14 protein-coding genes are annotated in these 13590 nt (G+C 65.4%); 11 read left to right on the top strand and 3 right to left on the bottom strand.

Annotation, left to right across the window (positions count from 1 at the left end):
- Positions 1-157 precede the first annotated feature (157 nt).
- The 9 genes from AC3A35_RS06620 (at position 158) to AC3A35_RS06580 (ending at position 7669) form a co-directional block, all read left to right on the top strand.
- Positions 158-1639 carry a flagellin gene (locus tag AC3A35_RS06620; RefSeq protein ID WP_487435170.1) on the top strand — a complete coding sequence of 494 codons (1482 nt, stop codon included), beginning with the start codon at positions 158-160 and terminating at the stop codon, positions 1637-1639.
- 77 nt (positions 1640-1716) lie between these two features.
- Positions 1717-2106 (top strand): flagellar protein FlaG, encoded by a 390-nt coding sequence (locus AC3A35_RS06615; RefSeq protein WP_487435169.1) that lies wholly within the window; start codon positions 1717-1719, stop codon positions 2104-2106.
- A gap of 29 nt (positions 2107-2135) precedes the next feature.
- A complete protein-coding gene (gene fliD, locus AC3A35_RS06610; protein ID WP_487435168.1) occupies positions 2136-3566 on the top strand; it encodes a flagellar filament capping protein FliD in 1431 nt (476 codons plus the stop codon).
- Positions 3567-3583: 17 nt separating this feature from the next.
- Complete coding sequence (fliS, locus tag AC3A35_RS06605) at positions 3584-3988, top strand: flagellar export chaperone FliS (protein ID WP_487435166.1); 405 nt, start codon at positions 3584-3586, stop codon at positions 3986-3988.
- Between the two features lie 12 nt (positions 3989-4000).
- The gene (locus tag AC3A35_RS06600) at positions 4001-4327 is read left to right on the top strand and encodes a flagellar protein FliT (RefSeq protein WP_487435165.1); all 327 of its coding nucleotides are present in this window, start codon (positions 4001-4003) and stop codon (positions 4325-4327) included.
- 37 nt (positions 4328-4364) lie between these two features.
- Positions 4365-5537, top strand: coding sequence for a flagellar hook-length control protein FliK (fliK, locus tag AC3A35_RS06595; protein ID WP_487435164.1), 1173 nt, complete (start codon positions 4365-4367; stop codon positions 5535-5537).
- Positions 5524-5904 carry an EscU/YscU/HrcU family type III secretion system export apparatus switch protein gene (locus tag AC3A35_RS06590; protein WP_487435163.1) on the top strand — a complete coding sequence of 127 codons (381 nt, stop codon included), beginning with the start codon at positions 5524-5526 and terminating at the stop codon, positions 5902-5904. The genes fliK and AC3A35_RS06590 overlap by 14 nt, the downstream gene beginning before the upstream one ends.
- A 79-nt stretch (positions 5905-5983) precedes the next feature.
- Entirely contained in the window at positions 5984-6763 is a 780-nt protein-coding gene (locus AC3A35_RS06585) for a flagellar brake protein (RefSeq protein WP_487435162.1), read from the top strand.
- 126 nt (positions 6764-6889) lie between these two features.
- Positions 6890-7669, top strand: a complete 780-nt coding sequence (locus AC3A35_RS06580) for a flagellar brake protein (protein ID WP_487435161.1) — start codon at positions 6890-6892, stop codon at positions 7667-7669.
- Positions 7670-7736: 67 nt separating this feature from the next.
- On the opposite strand, the gene fliE is transcribed toward AC3A35_RS06580, so the two are convergent.
- From fliE to AC3A35_RS06565, 3 genes are all read right to left on the bottom strand, one after another.
- On the bottom strand, positions 7737-8057 hold the full coding sequence (gene fliE, locus AC3A35_RS06575) for a flagellar hook-basal body complex protein FliE (protein ID WP_487435159.1): 321 nt from the start codon (positions 8055-8057) through the stop codon (positions 7737-7739).
- Between the two features lie 75 nt (positions 8058-8132).
- Positions 8133-9566 carry a sigma-54-dependent transcriptional regulator gene (locus tag AC3A35_RS06570; protein WP_487435158.1) on the bottom strand — a complete coding sequence of 478 codons (1434 nt, stop codon included), beginning with the start codon at positions 9564-9566 and terminating at the stop codon, positions 8133-8135.
- Complete coding sequence (locus AC3A35_RS06565) at positions 9563-10756, bottom strand: sensor histidine kinase (RefSeq protein ID WP_487435157.1); 1194 nt, start codon at positions 10754-10756, stop codon at positions 9563-9565. The genes AC3A35_RS06570 and AC3A35_RS06565 overlap by 4 nt, the downstream gene beginning before the upstream one ends.
- A gap of 153 nt (positions 10757-10909) precedes the next feature.
- Between AC3A35_RS06565 and fliF the strand changes: the two genes are divergently transcribed.
- Positions 10910-12586, top strand: a complete 1677-nt coding sequence (gene fliF, locus AC3A35_RS06560) for a flagellar basal-body MS-ring/collar protein FliF (RefSeq protein WP_487435156.1) — start codon at positions 10910-10912, stop codon at positions 12584-12586.
- On the top strand, positions 12583-13584 hold the full coding sequence (gene fliG / locus AC3A35_RS06555) for a flagellar motor switch protein FliG (protein ID WP_487435155.1): 1002 nt from the start codon (positions 12583-12585) through the stop codon (positions 13582-13584). Before fliF ends, fliG begins: the two co-directional genes overlap by 4 nt.
- The last annotated feature ends 6 nt before the right edge of the window (positions 13585-13590 follow it).

Here is a 13590-nt window from a genome sequence, read left to right as displayed (position 1 = left end):
TTGCCGGGCCCGACCCGGCAAAAATTTCCTAAAGTTCGCCGCAAGCAGACCGTTAATGGATTCAAGAGCGCAGTACAACAGGATTCGCACACTGGCTCGCAACGAATACTCCGGCTCGCGCCGGCCCATTTTTGATACTTCTCTAACGGAGTAAGTCATGGCACAAGTCATCAACACCAACGTTCAGTCGCTCAATGCCCAGCGTAACCTGAACACTTCCGGCAGCTCACTGGCCACTTCGTTGCAGCGTCTGTCCTCCGGCCTGCGTATCAACAGCGCCAAGGACGACGCCGCCGGGCTTGCGATCTCGGAGCGTTTCACCGCCCAGATCCGCGGCCTCGACCAGGCTCGCCGCAATGCCAACGACGGCATCTCGCTGGCGCAAACCGCAGAAAGCGCGCTCCAGTCGTCCGGCGACATTCTGCAACGGATCCGCGAACTCGCGGTGCAATCGTCGAACGCCACCAACTCGGCGTCCGACCGTCAGGCCCTGAACGCCGAAGTCAACCAGTTGACCCAGGAACTTGACCGCGTCGCCAAGACGACCGAGTTCAACGGTCAGAAGTTGATGGACGGTTCCTTCACCACCGCGACCTTCCAGGTCGGTGCCAATGCCGGCCAGACCATCTCGGCGACCACCGCCAACTTTTCCACCAGCCAGTACGGCAACTATCGCATCGGCTCCGAAGTCGCTACCGACGCCGGTGCCAAGGGCGACCTGACGACCGGCAGCACCGCGTTCGCGATCGCCTCCAACGCCGCTGCAACAAGCCGCGTTGCCGGTGGCACGATCACCATCAACGGTGCGGTTGGCGCCGCCGCGGTCGCCATCACCGCCGGCGACTCGGCGAAGAAGGCAGCAGAACTGATCAACGGCGAAACCGGCACGACCGGCGTCTCGGCCTCGGCCAAGACGGAGATCGACGTGACCGCGCTGGCGGCCAACACGTCCTACAAGTTCGACGTAACCTCGGACAACAGCACAGCCGTCACGGTGTCCTTCACCGTCGGCGCCGCGGTCGACAAGGATGGCCTGGCCGCTGCCGTGAATGCGCTGAACGACGTCTCGGCCAAGACCGGCGTCACCGCCCGCGTCAATGACGACGGCGATGGCATCACCCTGCTCAACGCCTCGGGCGAGAACATCACCCTCGCCAACGCGGCGAGCGGCTCGGCCACGGCCACGATCGGCGGCACTTCCACCGCTGCAGGCGCAAGCGCGATCGGCACCGGCCAGATCGTGCTCGACTCCGAGAAGTCGTTCAGTGTCGAAGCCGCCAACGCCACCGACTTCCTCAACAACGTGGCCTCGGCCGGACAACTGCAGAAGGTGAGTGACCTCGATGTGAGTTCGGTCGATTCGGCCCAGCGCACCCTGGCCATGGTCGACTCCGCGCTTGCCGCAGTGAATGGCCAGCGTGCCAAGTTCGGCGCCCTGCAGTCGCGCTTCGAGAGCACCATCGCCAACCTGCAGACCACGTCGGAAAACATGTCGGCCTCCCGGTCGCGTATCCGTGACACCGACTTCGCCGCGGAAACCGCCAATCTGACCCGTGCGCAGATCCTGCAGCAGGCCGGTACCGCGATGCTGTCGCAGGCCAACGCGCTGCCGCAAAACGTGCTTTCGCTGCTCGGCTAAGCAGAGTAGCCTGAGGCAAAACACACGGCGCGGAGCTCGCAAGGGCCTCGCGCCGTAGCCCATGAGGGAGTCGAATCATGAGTATCCCTGTATTGAACAGTTCGCTGCCGGCGGTGATACCGACCGACCCACGTCCGACGGCTCCGGCGCAGGCACCGGGTGCAGAGTCGGTGCGGATTCAAGCCGCAGCCCGTACCGGCACGGTCGCTGCATCCGGGACCGGCAGGCCTGACGCACCCGCGTCCTTGCAGGATGTTCAACTGGCCATGGAAGAAGTGCGAAAAGCCATCACTCCAGTGGCACAGGATTTGCTTTTCTCGATAGACGAAGACACCGGAAAGACCATCGTCAAAGTGGTCGATGCCAGCACGGATGAAGTCATCCGACAGATTCCGTCCGAAGAGATCATCTCCATCGCCAAGGCGCTGGACAAGCTGCAGGGCCTGCTGCTCAAGCAAGAGGCCTGAGCAGCACCGAATCAAGGAGGTAGAACATCATGGCAACGATCACCACAGGCGGTTCGATACTCGATATCGAGTCCCTTGTCACCGGCCTGATGACCGTGGAAAGCCGTCCCCTGAGCCTGCTCGCCAGCAAGGAGGCCAGCTACCAGACCAAGCTCTCGGCGTTCGGGCAGATGAAAGCCGTGCTCTCCTCCTTGCAAACCGCCACCGATGCGCTGAAAAGTGCCGACAAGTTCTCGGCGACCAAGGCAACGGTCGGCAGTGACAGTGCGTTCACCGCCAGTTCGAGCGCGGGCGCCGCGGTGGGCAGCTACAGCGTGGACGTGCTGCAGATGGCAAAGATCCAGCGCGTCTCCACCCCGACCGACAGCGCGTTCGTCCCGGCCGACGGCAAGCTGACCATCGAGTTCGGCACCGTTTCCGACTCGGGCGGCGTCAACACCTTCGTTGGCGACGTGCCGGCGCGCACCGCCGCGCTCGAGTTCGAGGGCAGCACGCTGGAAGAACTCCGCGATGCGATCAACGGCGACGCGACGCTCGGCATCAAGGCCAGCGTGATCAACAACGGCAGCTTCAGCCAGCTCGTGCTCAGCGGCACCAAGACCGGCGCGGACATGGCGTTCAAGATCACGGGCGAGAACGGCCTCGCCGATCTCAGCTACGATCCTGCCGCCACCCCGGCGCCCACCGACAAGATGTATTCGGTGCAGGCCGCCCAGGATGCCCGCATCAAGGTCGACGGGATCGAGATCACCCGCGGCACCAACACCATTGCCGATGTCATCGACGGGGTGACGCTCACCCTGACCAAGGAGCCGACGGGCACCGACACCAGCCTCGACGGCTCGGTTTCCATCGCGGCCGACCAGAGTACGGCGAAGGCCGCCATCGAAGCTTTCGTCAAGGCTTACAACGAAGTCGCCACTACCCTGAAGGGCCTGACGTCGTACAACGCCGAAACCAAGACCGCGGCCGCCCTGACCGGAGACTCCACTGCGCGCAGCATCCAGGGCCAGTTGCGCGGCGCACTCGGCGCCTCGTTCGCGGGGCTCGGCACCGCCACCTCGCTGTCGCAGATCGGTCTCAGTTTCGGCAAGGACGGCACGCTGGCGCTCGACAGCACCAAGCTCACCGCGGCCATGAACGATCCGGCCAGGGACGTGGCCGCCCTGTTCGCCGGCAAGGACGGGGTCAAGGGCTTTGCCGAAACCTTCAGTGCCAAGCTCGACGGCTTCATCGACACCGATGGTCTGATCGCCAGTCGTACCGAAGGGATCAACTCGACGATCAAGACGATCACCAGGCAGTATGACGCCATGGAAATCCGGCTCGAGACCATGGAAGCCCGTTACCGGGCCCAGTTCTCGACGCTGGACACACTGCTCATGGGGCTGAGCCAGACCAGCAGCTACCTCACCCAGCAGCTCGCCAATCTGCCCGGCGCCCGTTCAAGTTCGAACTAACCAGGAGCCTCAAGTCCATGTTCGGAACCTCCTACGCCAATCGCGCATCGGCCTATTCCCGGCTCGGTACCGAAACCAGTGTCGACTCGGCAACCCCGCACCAGCTCATCCTGATGCTGTACGACGGCGCGTTGCTGTCCTTGCGCACCGCCAGCACCGCGATGCAGGGCAAGAACATTCCGGCCAAGGGGGTGGCGATCTCCAAGGCGATCGACATCATCACCAACGGCCTCAAGGCGAGTCTCGACCTTGAAGCAGGCGGGGATCTCGCCGGTCGACTCGACGCGCTCTACGAATACATGTCCGAACGTTTGCTCTACGCCAACCTGCACAACAATCAGGCCGCGCTGGAAGAGGTTTCCGGCCTGCTCGCCAGCCTGCGCGAGGCGTGGGCGGCCATCGCCGACCAGGTCGCGGCCTGAGGAGGAATTGCCATGCTGACCCCCGACAGTGCTTCCCGTCTTGTGGCTCTCTACGAGGTCATGGCCGACGCCGCCCGCGACAACGACTGGGGCAGACTGGCCGAACTTGAACGCGACGCCACGGCGATCCGCAAGACTGCCAAAGGGAACGACAGCGATCCCACGGCACTGCGACCGGGCGAGCTGGTCGAGATCGCAGTCAGCATCCAGCGCGTGCTCGAACTCGACCGCGAAATCCGCACGCACGCCGAACCCGCACGCGAAAGCATCCGCAAGCTGCTGTCCACCACGGTCCGGGACCGAACCGTGCGCAATGCCTACAGCGGCTTCGGGGGCTGACGCCGGATAAGGGCCACCTGGCCAGGGAACCCGTCCGATGATTCCCGCCGACCTCGCGGCCAGGCTTCGCCTGCTCAACGAAGCCAGCTTCTTCAACACCGAACCTCCGGTGGCCGGGCTGCAGCGCGCCCGCGAGATCCAGGCGCAGCTCCCGGAACTGGTCCCCGGACAACGTTTTTTCGCCACCTTGCAGCGCACCCTACCGGATGGCAGCTTTCGCGCGCTGGTGGCCGGGCAACAGGTCACGCTGTCGCTCAACACGGCCGCCAAGGCGGGCGACACCCTCGAACTGGTGGTCGCACAAACCACACCGAAGGCCGTGTTTGCCCGCCTGGCCGACCCCGCGGCGGCGGCGCAGGCCAACAGTTCCGCGCCCTCGACCCTGAGCCAGGCCGGCAAGCTCATCAGTTTCCTGCTTACCGGCCAGCCGGCGCCCAGGCCGGCGCTCCTTGCCAACAACCAGCCGCTGGTCAGCGCTCCGCCCAGCAACGGCGCGGTGCTGGTGCCGATGCTGCGGCAGGCGCTGACCCAAAGCGGACTCTTCTACGAATCTCACCAGGCACAATGGCTCTCGGGCAAGACCGATCTCGCCGCCTTGCAGCGCGAACCGCAGGCGCAGTCCGGGCCACAACCCGCCGGCCAGGCCGCCCAGATCGCGGGACGGCCCGCACCCGCCACGCTGGCGGGCAATCCTGCCGCTGCCACGACCGTGGCCACCGGCGGCAGCGCGGGCAACCCGGCAATCGCTGCCGCCGCCGGTGGTGCCGAGGGCGAACCGGCACGAGGCATCGCATCGGGCTCGAGTGCGGAAGCCGCCGCGCGCCCTGCAGCGGTTTCGGAACGTGCCTTGCCCATCGTCCACCAGCAGCTCGATGCGCTGGCGACCAATCAGTACATATGGCACGGCATGGCATGGCCGGGACAGAAGATCGACTGGATCATCGAGGACCCGCGCGGCGGGCGCGAAGGTGACGATGGCGACACGGCGGATGACTGGAACAGCACCCTGCGCCTGAGCCTGCCGCGCCTGGGCGGCATGGAGGCCCAGTTGCACCTGACGCCGGCCGGGGTTGCCCTGCGCCTGCGCGCGGACGAGCCGGCCACGATCGCGGCACTCGAAGCCGGCCGCGCAGATCTCGAAGGGGCGCTGTCCGCGGCCAATGTGCCGCTCACCGGACTGGTCGTGGAGTTGCGTGATGAACGCGGATAATCTCTCCGAACCCGGCCGCGGCGAGGCGGTCGCCCTCACCTACTCGACCGGCGACGCCGCGCCGCGCGTGGTGGCCAAGGGCCGCGGCCTGATCGCGCAGGAGATCATCGAACGCGCCCGCGAAGCCGGGGTGTACGTGCATGAATCGCCGGAACTGGTCTCCCTGCTGATGCAGGTCGATCTCGATGCACGCATCCCGCCACAACTCTATGTGGTCATCGCCGAACTCCTCGCCTGGCTCTACCGGATCGAACAGGGCGATGCACGCACCGTGCCTCCACTGGCCCTCTCCGGCCTGATGGGCAATGCCGCCGACGACGAGCACCGACACGGCGAACGCGACCTCGGTCCCGACCGGCCGCGCTGAAGTCGATGCACCGCGACGTGGCCTCATGCTATAAGCTCTGCGCTGACACTTCACAACTGCTATCCCGCACCGAAGCCGCATGGCCAACGATAACGAACAGACCCGGGTCGAACTGCTGCGCGCCGATGACGACGAAAAATACCTGCTGCGCGACGAGCGCGAGATCCGCCATACCCTTGCCAGTCTCGTGACCGGGCGTGCGCTGATTACCGCCCACCTCAGTCCCGGCAACCAGTCCTTCCTGACCGCACTGCTCAGCCTCACCGACAACGACAGCGCGCTCCTGCTCGACGGCAGCACCGACGAGTCGATCAACACCAGGGTTGCGCAAGCGGCACAGGTCACCTGTGTTACCCAACTGCACAACGTCCGTATCCAGTTCACCATCGGCACCCCGACGCGGATGCAGGTCGACGGCCGCCCGGCATTTCGTACGCCACTGCCGGATACGGTGTTGCGGCTGCAACGGCGGGAATTCTATCGCCTGCACACCCCGGTCACCCAGTCGGTGACGTGTACGATCCCGATTGCCGACGCGGCCGATGGCGGCACCACGGTCGCCGTGCGCATCATCGACATCGGTGGTGGGGGCATTGCGGTCGCGGTACCGCCGAGCGGGGTGGCCTTCGAGCCCCACATGGAATTTCCGGACTGCACACTGCGCCTCCCCGACGCCGATCCGATCGGTACCCGGCTGGTGGTGCGCAACCTGTTTCGCCTGGTGAACCGCAATGGCGTCGAGATGCTCCGGGCAGGCTGCCAGTTTCTCGACCTGCCGCGCAATGCAGACACCGTCATCCAGCGCTACATCCTCAAGATCGAACGCGAACGCAATGCCCGCGAGCGCGGCAACTACTGAGCCATCGAAACGACCGCGAGTTGCCGCGCAATCGCTCACACTTCGAACAGCCGGGCACTAACGGGGGTGCCTGTCGTGATATAAGCACCCTCATCGTCCCTCTTGCCCGCAAGGTCTTGTCCAGGCATGTCCGAACCACACCAAACCGAGCCCGCCGAACCGCTGCCGACGGCCAATCTCGAACAGTACCTGCTCCATGGGCGACGCCAGATCCGCCAGTTGCTGCAGGAGTTGATCGACGGCCATGCGCTGGTCAGCGCCCATCTGTCACCCGGCAACCAGTCGTTTCTGACCGCACTGATCACCCTGTCGGATGACGAAGAGTGGTTGTTCTTCGACGTCAGCCCCGATCAGGTGATCAACCGGCGGGCGCTGCAGGCAGACCAGCTGGCATGCGTGACCCAGTTCGAGAAGATCCGCATCCAGTTCTCGGTGAGCGACGTGACCGAGGTCCAGGTAGATGGCCGCCCGGCTTTTGCAGCACCGGTGCCGGCACAGATGCTGCGTCTGCAACGGCGCGAGTACTATCGCCTCCATGTTCCCTTGGCCGATGACCTGGTGTGTCGCCTGGCCGTCGATGCCGCGCTTCCGGACGCCACCCCGATCGAAGCACGAGTACTCGATATCAGTGCCGGCGGGCTCGGCCTGCAACTGCCTGCCGAGAGCACCGGGGTTGTGATCGGTGCCACGCTGGAAGATTGCCGCCTGAATCTACCCGAAGGCGAACCGCTTTCGGTTCGGATCGAAGTGCGCAACATCTCCCGCCAGACCGGACGTAGCGGCAGTGAAACCCTCCGCGTCGGCTGCCGATTCGTTGATTTGGCGCGTGCCGCCGACACCCGGATCCAGCGCTACATCTTCCGCACCGAGCGCGAACGCAGCGCACGCGAGCGCGGCGGGCTCTGACGCGACAACGCCGCTCGAGGTCTTGGTCCAGGAGCGGCGTCGTTGTTTGTTGCTGTACGACCGGCGGTCAGACCGGCATATTCATGATGTCCTGATAGGCACTGACGAGGCGATTGCGCACCTGCACCATCTGCTGGAACGAGAGATTGGCCTTCTGCAGATTCACCATCACGTCCTGCAGATTCACGTTCGGGTCGCCGGCGGAGAAATCCTGCGCCATTGAACGGGCCTCACTTTGCGCCGCACTGACGTCCTTCAATGCACCATTGAGCACATCGGCAAAATTGACGCCGCCCGCAGCATCAGCGCCCTGAACCGGCTTGTTCTGGGCGGCCTGAGACACCGAGCGCAGCTCGGACAGCATTTGATCAATTCCGCGGGTTTCCATGCTTACTCCCCCGGCTTCGGGTTACCTTGGTTCTGAGAATAGCAGAGCAATCCCTGTGCCACCACCCGCTTCCACTTAGACATCGTGGCCCTCGTCACGGTACTGCTGCAGCTTGTAGCGCAAGGTACGTTCCGAGATCCCCAGCTTTTCAACGGTCTTCTTCCGCGAACCGCCCATCTCGCGCAGCGTGCCGAGGATGTGCTCGCGTTCCAGATCCTTCATGTTCGCCGGTCGGGCAGCCGGATCGGGCGCCGGCGAAAACGCCGCAGCGGCAAAAATTGCCGCCGTATTGCCGGTCACCCCCGCCGCCGCGGCCGGCGGCGCAGGCTGCCACGACGCGGCGGGCGGCACTGCAGCCGTCGCCTCCGCGCCCTCTCCGGTCCAGTGCGGCAGGCACAGGCGGATGGTCTCCGCGCTTACCGTATCACCGCCGGTCAGGATCAAGGCGCGATGGGCGGTGTTCTCCAGCTCGCGTACGTTGCCCGGCCAACGATAACGCCGCAGCAGCAGCTCTGCCTCGGGCGAGAATCGTACCTGCCGGCCGGCACGCTGGGCGTGGCGACCGAGGAAGTGGTGCGCCAGCGGCACAATATCCCCCGGGCGCTCGCGCAGCGCCGGAATGGCAAGCGGAAACACGTTCAGGCGGTAGTACAGGTCCTCGCGGAAACGGCCGCTGGCAATCTCCTTGAGCATGTCGCGGTTGCTGGTGGCGAGTACCCGGATATCGAGCGCAATCGGCTTCTTGCCGCCCACCCGTTCCACCTCGCGCTCCTGCAGCACGCGCAGCATCTTGGCCTGCAAACCGAGCGGCATTTCCGATATTTCGTCGAGCAGGATGGTGCCGTTCTGGGCTTGCTCGAACTTGCCCGGCTGAGCGCTCTGGGCACCGGTGAAGGCGCCCTTCTCGTAGCCGAACAGGGTCGCTTCGAGGAGGTTCTCCGGAATCGCGGCACAGTTGATCGCGACGAACGCCGCCTTGGCGCGCGGGGAATGGTGATGGATGTAGCGTGCGAACACTTCCTTGCCGGTACCGGACTCGCCGGTCAGCAGCACGGTGGCGTCGGTCTCGGCGACGCGCGCGGCCAGCGCCAGCAGGTTGCGGGTATGCAGGTCCTCGGCAATGGTGTCGGCCGCACCGGGTTGCACGGCCGCATAGCGGCGCACGTTCTCGAGCAGCAGTTCGGGCTCGAACGGTTTCATCAGGAAGTCGCAGGCGCCGCCACGCATCGCCGCAACCGCCTTGTCCACATCGCCGTAGGCGGTCATCAGCAGCACCGGCAACTGCGGCAAGCGGCTGCGAATCTCACCCAGCAGTTCGAGCCCGTCCATCGGCTGCATGCGCAGGTCGGAGACGACAAGGTTGAACGACTGCCGCTCCAGTTCGGCCAGCGCCGACGGACCGCCGTCGACGCCGGTCACGCCGTGCCCGGCCATCTCGAGGGTGAAGCACACGGCATCGCGCAGTGCGGCATCGTCCTCGACGACGAGGATGTTGAGGTGTTCGATCATGATGCTCGGACTCCGCCCGCGACAGCGCCGCTATCGGCGCCGGGAGGCTTGGAAATGGGCAGGAACAGGGTGAAGGTGGAACCGGCACCGGGCACCGAGTGCAGCGCGATGTCGCCGCCATGCCCGCGCGCCACGCCACGGGCGATCGCGAGACCGAGGCCGGTGCCTTCTGCACGGGTGGTAAAAAAGGGGTCGAATAGCCGTCCCTGCACGTCGGGCGCAATCCCGCGCCCAGTGTCGCGGATCACGAAGCGGACCTCCATGCCCTGCGCCCCGGGGCCGCTTTCGACCTCGCAACTCACCCGTCCGCCAGGGTCCGTGGCCTGGATCGCGTTTTCCAGCAGGTTGGTCAGCGCGCCACCGAGCGCCTTGCGGTCGCCATGAACCGCAAGCTCGCCGCAGTCGCAGCGGCCGATGAACTCGATCTGGCGCGCACGGGCCAGCGGCTCCAGCGTGTGGGCGAGCTCGGCGGCGAGTTCGCACACGCCGAAATCCTGTCGTCCGAGACTGTCGCCACGAGCGAACAGCAGCATGTCGCGGATCAGACGTTCGAGGTAGCGCATGCGCTCGATTGCGCGCTCGGCGACCATCGCCCGCTCCGCCGGTCCCAGCTCGGGCTGGCGCAGATTGCCGGTGTATAGCAAGGCTGCAGCCAGTGGCGTGCGCAACTGGTGCGCGAGTCCGGCCACCATCTCGCCCATCGCCGCCAGACGCTCGTTGCGCTCGGCCGCCAGGCGCATGCGATGGGTCTCGGTCACGTCATGGAGCAGCAGGATGCGCTCGTCGCCCGACTCCAGCGCCGTCTCCGACACCGCCAGCCGGCGTGCGCCTTCGGGGCGGTCGAAGCTCATCTCGCCCGGGGTTTCGGTGGACTGCAGTGCGGATGCCACGCCCTGCCACGCCTTGCCGGGAAGATCCGGGCCGAACAGCAACTCTGCCGCGCGGTTGACCTGGACCACCTCACCGGCGCGATTCACCACCACCACGCCCGCAGGCAGGGCGCCCATCAGCACGGTGAGGCGTTCGGTCAGTTGCACGACCTGGCCCTGCAGCGCATTGTAGGCCGTGGATAGCTCCTCCGAGGCACGACTGAACAGCGCAAAGGCTTCGGCCAGCTGGACTGCGTCCAGCGGGGGGGCGGCAGGGGCGGCGGCGGTCGGCAGGGTGGGCGATCGGTTCACGACTGGCACTTCTCCAGTTTCATGGCTGGCACTCTAAGTGCTGACAACCGTATGGTAACCGGCAAACAGGCGGCAAAAAATGCCGCTTATCCGCCGACGACGCTTGCCGCCCCGGGCGGACAATGCCGACATCCATAAAAGGGCATGCATCAGGGGTTCCACATGGCTACCGCAGAAAACGTCGCCGCTCCGCCCGCCAGCGTCATCAACGCCCGGCTGCAGCAGATATTGCAGAACATCAACGCGTTGTCGCAACAGCAGAAACTCGCCGCCGCTGCCGCGCTGGCGATCGCCATCGCCCTGGTCGTCGGCGTGCTGCTGTGGAACCGTGCGCCCGATTACGCGGTGCTGTTCTCCAATCTGGAAGAGCGGGACGGCGGCCAGATCATCAATGCGCTGCAGCAACAGAACGTGCCCTACCGCATGTCACCGGACGGCCGCGCCATCCTGGTGCCGCAATCGCAGGTGCACGACGTGCGCCTGCGACTGGCCGCCGAGGGCCTGCCCAAGGGCGGGCTGGTGGGCTTCGAACTGATGGACACCCAGAAGCTGGGCGTGTCGCAGTTCAACGAACAGGTCAATTATCAGCGCGCACTCGAAGGCGAACTGTCGCGCACCGTGCAGTCGATCGCATCGGTCATGAGCGCCCGGGTGCATCTGGCCATGCCCAAGCAGACCGCATTCCTGCGCGACGACCAGAAACCCACCGCCTCGGTGATGGTGCAGTTGCGGCCCGGACGCGTCCTCGATGCCAGCCAGATCGCCGGTATCGTGCATCTGGTGTCCTCCAGCGTGCCGCGCATGCCCGAATCCGGGGTCAGCATCGTCAACCAGAATGGCGAACTGCTCACCACCCAGTCCGACCCGCTGCGCCGTGCCGGCCTCGATCCGACCCAGCTCGAATACGTGCGCGAGCTCGAGGCGACCTTCATCCGCCGGATCGAGACCATCCTCGAGCCGCTGGTCGGCAAGGGCAATTTCCGCGCCCAAGTCACGGCCGATGTCGATTTCAACCAGGTCGAGCAGACTGCCGAAAGCTTCAAACCCAACCCCTCGCCCGACCAGGCGATCCGCAGCCAGCAAACCACCGAACAACTGTCGCGCGAGCCCGGCCCCGAAGGCGTGCCCGGCGCGCTCACCAATCAGCCGCCGGTGCCGGCCACCGCCCCGATCACCGCACCGGCGGTGCCGCCCGGCCCGGCGGTCAATGGTCAGCTGCCGGCGACCAGCAACCGCAGCGCGCTGCTCAACTACGAGCTCGACCGTACCATTCAGCACACCAGACAGGCCCTCGGCCAGATCAAGCGTCTGTCGGTTGCGGTCGTGGTGAACCATCGCTCGACCACGCTGCCCAATGGCAACCCGCAAGTCGTGCCGCCGACCGACGAAGACATCACCCGCATTACCAATCTGGTGCGGGAGGCCATGGGTTACAACCCGGTGCGTGGCGACACCCTCAATGTTGCCACCAGCCCGTTTGCGACCACGGTCACCACCGAGCCGGAACTGCCGCTGTGGAAAGATCCCGAGATCATCGATCTCGGCAAGGAAGGGCTGAAGTATCTGCTGGTGATCGCGGTGTTGCTGTTCGCCTACTTCGGCATTGTGCGCCCGCTGCTGCGCGCCGTGGCGCCGAAGACAGCGGAAGAACGCGAGGAAGCGGGGATCGAACGCGAAGAGGGCGAGGAGGATGTTGAAGTCAGGCTCTCCGCGGCAGCACAGGGCGACAGTTACGAGGCCCGCCTCGAACGCGCCCGCCAGCTTGCCCGCAGCGATCCGAAGATGGTCGCCACCCTGGTCAAGGAGTGGATGGGGCTCAACGAGGAGGCACGCAAGTGAGCACGCCGGAAGAAGGAATCGAGAAAGCCGCCCTGCTGCTGCTCACGCTGGGGCCGGACGAAGCGTCCGAGGTGCTCAAGCATCTCGGCCCGCGCGAGGTGCAGAAGCTGGGCATGAAGATGGCGACCATGCCGGCCCAGCAACGGTCGAAAGTCGCCCCCCTGCTGGAAGAGCTCACCGCACACTTCGACAAGGGTTCGCCGATCCACGCCGATGAGGACCAGATCCGTGAAATGCTGACCAAGGCGCTCGGCGATGAACGTGCGGCACACCTCATTTCGCGCGTGCTGCAGGGCTCGGACACCGCCGGCATCGAAAGCCTGAAGTGGATGGATGCCGCCACCGCCGCCGACCTGATCAAGAACGAGCATCCGCAGATCATCGCCACCATCCTGGTCCACCTCGAGTTCGACCAGGCCGGCGAGATCCTCAAGCATTTCACCGATCGCCTGCGCAACGACGTGATCCTGCGCATCGCCACCCTCGACGGGGTGCAGCCGACCGCGCTCAAGGAGCTCAACGAAGCCCTGACGCGGATGCTGTCGGGCGCATCGAGCTCCAAGAAGGCGGCCATGGGCGGCGTGCGCCATGCGGCCGAGATCCTGAACTTCGTCGGCTCTGCGGTCGAAACCGCGGTCATCGACAATGTCCGCGACTACGACCCCGACCTCGCGCAGAAGATCCTCGACGAGATGTTCGTGTTCGAGAACCTGATGGACATCGACGATCGCGGCATCCAGACCCTGCTGCGCGAAGTGCAGTCCGACTCGCTGATCATCGCCCTCAAGGGCGCGGCCCCCGAACTGCGCGAGAAGATCTTCAAGAACATGTCGAGCCGTGCCGCCGAGATGATGCGCGAGGATCTCGAGGCCAAGGGGCCGGTGCGGCTCTCCGAAGTCGAGGCCGAACAGAAGGAAATCCTCAAGATCGTCCGCCGTCTGGCGGAGGAAGGCCAGGTCGTGATGGCCACCAAGGGCGGCGACGATGGCTTCGTTTAAGCGAGT

This window comes from Azoarcus sp. Soil_N_20 (assembly GCF_057656155.1).
Note: the sequence above shows the minus strand (reverse complement) of the source record. Positions and strands in the feature narration are given on the sequence as shown.

Excerpts from the sequence above, each read along its gene's own strand:
- AC3A35_RS06620 (WP_487435170.1), top strand. The coding sequence starts at position 158 with ATGGCACAAGTCATCAACACCAACGTTCAGTCGCTCAATGCCCAGCGT.
- AC3A35_RS06615 (WP_487435169.1), top strand. The coding sequence starts at position 1,717 with ATGAGTATCCCTGTATTGAACAGTTCGCTGCCGGCGGTGATACCGACC.
- fliD (WP_487435168.1), top strand. The coding sequence starts at position 2,136 with ATGGCAACGATCACCACAGGCGGTTCGATACTCGATATCGAGTCCCTT.
- fliS (WP_487435166.1), top strand. The coding sequence starts at position 3,584 with ATGTTCGGAACCTCCTACGCCAATCGCGCATCGGCCTATTCCCGGCTC.
- AC3A35_RS06600 (WP_487435165.1), top strand. The coding sequence starts at position 4,001 with ATGCTGACCCCCGACAGTGCTTCCCGTCTTGTGGCTCTCTACGAGGTC.
- fliK (WP_487435164.1), top strand. The coding sequence starts at position 4,365 with ATGATTCCCGCCGACCTCGCGGCCAGGCTTCGCCTGCTCAACGAAGCC.
- AC3A35_RS06590 (WP_487435163.1), top strand. The coding sequence starts at position 5,524 with ATGAACGCGGATAATCTCTCCGAACCCGGCCGCGGCGAGGCGGTCGCC.
- AC3A35_RS06585 (WP_487435162.1), top strand. The coding sequence starts at position 5,984 with ATGGCCAACGATAACGAACAGACCCGGGTCGAACTGCTGCGCGCCGAT.
- AC3A35_RS06580 (WP_487435161.1), top strand. The coding sequence starts at position 6,890 with ATGTCCGAACCACACCAAACCGAGCCCGCCGAACCGCTGCCGACGGCC.
- fliE (WP_487435159.1), bottom strand. The coding sequence starts at position 8,057 with ATGGAAACCCGCGGAATTGATCAAATGCTGTCCGAGCTGCGCTCGGTG.
- AC3A35_RS06570 (WP_487435158.1), bottom strand. The coding sequence starts at position 9,566 with ATGATCGAACACCTCAACATCCTCGTCGTCGAGGACGATGCCGCACTG.
- fliF (WP_487435156.1), top strand. The coding sequence starts at position 10,910 with ATGGCTACCGCAGAAAACGTCGCCGCTCCGCCCGCCAGCGTCATCAAC.